This window comes from Candidatus Erwinia dacicola (assembly GCF_001756855.1).
GTDB lineage: Bacteria > Pseudomonadota > Gammaproteobacteria > Enterobacterales > Enterobacteriaceae > Erwinia > Erwinia dacicola.
Map to the genome: position 1 here is coordinate 1 of NZ_MAYS01000399.1, position 1,902 is coordinate 1,902.

General features: G+C 55.2%; 2 protein-coding genes and 2 pseudogenes. 3 read left to right on the forward strand and 1 reads right to left on the reverse strand.

Annotated features, from left to right (window positions below; genetic code table 11):
- On the forward strand, nt 1-247 hold a 247-nt coding region (locus tag BBW68_RS11105; protein WP_186821320.1), incomplete at its 5' end, for an ATP-binding protein.
- Between the two features lie 51 nt (nt 248-298).
- Here BBW68_RS11105 and BBW68_RS11110 read toward each other — a convergent pair.
- Nucleotides 299-717, reverse strand: a pseudogene (locus BBW68_RS11110) (integrase core domain-containing protein); the annotation flags it as partial.
- 116 nt (nt 718-833) lie between these two features.
- Between BBW68_RS11110 and BBW68_RS11115 the strand changes: the two are divergent.
- Both BBW68_RS11115 and BBW68_RS17975 read left to right on the forward strand, forming a co-directional pair.
- A pseudogene (locus BBW68_RS11115) lies at nt 834-1,526 on the forward strand (Rpn family recombination-promoting nuclease/putative transposase); the annotation flags it as partial.
- Between the two features lie 83 nt (nt 1,527-1,609).
- Nucleotides 1,610-1,902: transposase zinc-binding domain-containing protein (locus tag BBW68_RS17975; RefSeq protein WP_186821321.1), on the forward strand; the 293-nt coding region annotated here is incomplete at its 3' end.

The following is a 1,902-nucleotide window of genomic DNA, read 5'->3' on the forward strand; positions in this document are numbered from 1 at the left end:
GACGAACCTGTTCTTTCAGGTCGTTGCTAAACGCTATGAGTCAGGAAGCGTGATCCTGACCAGCAACCTGCCGTTTACTCAGTGGTCCGGAACGTATGGTGATAACGAAACGCTGACGGCAGCGATGCTGGATCGGCTGCTTCACCATGCGCATATCGCCCAAATCAGCGGCCAAAGCTACCGACTGAAGGATAAGCTGAAAAGCGGTCAAATCCAGAAGAAAACGAAAGCAACAACGTTCGAGTAATTCAAAAGGGGTGGGTCAGTTTTACTTTGGCAGGGTGGGTCAGAATTCGATCGGTATTGACACATTATAATCTTGACGCCATTCACTGATGGTTTTCCTGGCATGGCTGACGTCGCTGAACCAGTGTTCATTCAGGCATTCATCGCGAAAGCGCCCGTTAAAACTCTCAATAAATCCGTTCTGTGTCGGCTTGCCGGACTGAAAATAAGACGCAGCTCCACGCCATGCTCAAAGGCCCATTGATCGAGCGCGCGGCAGGTAAACTCCGGGCCCTGATCGGTTCTTATCGTAGCCGGATAGCCGCGAAACAGCGCAATGCTGTCCAGAATACGCGTGACCTGCACGCCTGAAATTCCGAAGGCAACGGTGACCGTCAGGCACTCCTTCGTGAAGTCATCAACGCAGGTCAAGCACTTGATCCTGCGACCGGTGGCCAGCGCATCCATGACAAAATCCATCGACCAGGTCAGGGGGTCTGACAACACCACTACGGTGCACTGAGGCAATCGCGCTTCACTTCGCCCAAATGTCAGCGTTGACCGGCCTGTGATAACATATCCGGGATATTTTTTTAGAGCCAGGGCTGATGAAGAAGAAAAATACAACCACACCTCATGACGCCACATTCCGGCAGTTTCTGACTCAGCCGGATATTGCCCGTGATTTTATGGAAATCCACCTGCCCGCAGAACTGCGCGCCATCTGCGATCTCAGCACGCTGAAGCTCGAATCCGGCTCGTTCGTCGAGGACGATCTCCGCCAGTACTTCAGCGACGTCCTTTACAGCCTGAAAACCGCTGCCGGTGATGGCTACGTTCACGTGCTCATCGAGCATCAGTCTTCGCCCGACAGGCATATGGCTTTTCGTCTGACCCGCTATGCGGTGGCAGCAATGCAGCGCCACCTGGAGGCGGGCCATAAAATGTTGCCCCTGGTCATACCGGTGCTGTTCTATACGGGTAAACGCAGCCCGTATCCCTACTCCACCCGGTGGCTGGATGAATTTGACGACTAGGAGCTGGCAGGCAGACTCTACAGTGGTGCTTTCCCGCTGGTTGACGTTACCGTCATTCCTGATGACGAAATCGCAGACCACCGCAGTATGGCCGCCCTGACCCTGCTGCAGAAACATATTCACAACCGGGACCTAGCAGAACTGGTTGAACGACTGGTGCCCATTTTACTGACCGGATATCTGTCTTCATCGCAGGTGATATCGCTGGTACACTATATCGTGCAGTCTGGCGAGACGTCCGACGCTGAAGCCTTTATACGCGAACGTAGCGCCCTTACAGGGCGAGCGTCACGGCTTCGCCGTTCCGGTGCTTTGCATGACTGGAGCTCCGCTTTATACTCAGCTCCATGTATATCCCGCGTCCCGCCAAACTCCTTTTCACCGTCGATGACGGCTGGAACCGCTATCTCGAAAAACATGGCGACAGCGTCAGCCAGTGGACCCAACTCGCCGTTGAGCGCATGCGCGCCTGCGGCACCTGCGCTATGGGTGTGCGCCGCTACTGCTGCGCTTCACCTGACTGTACCCACTCCCGCTTCTTCTGCCAGAGCTGCAAGTCAAAGGCCTGCAGCGCCGGCGGCATGAAGTCTACCGAGCAGTGGATTGCTGAGCAACAACACGTCCTGCCCGACTGCGAAGG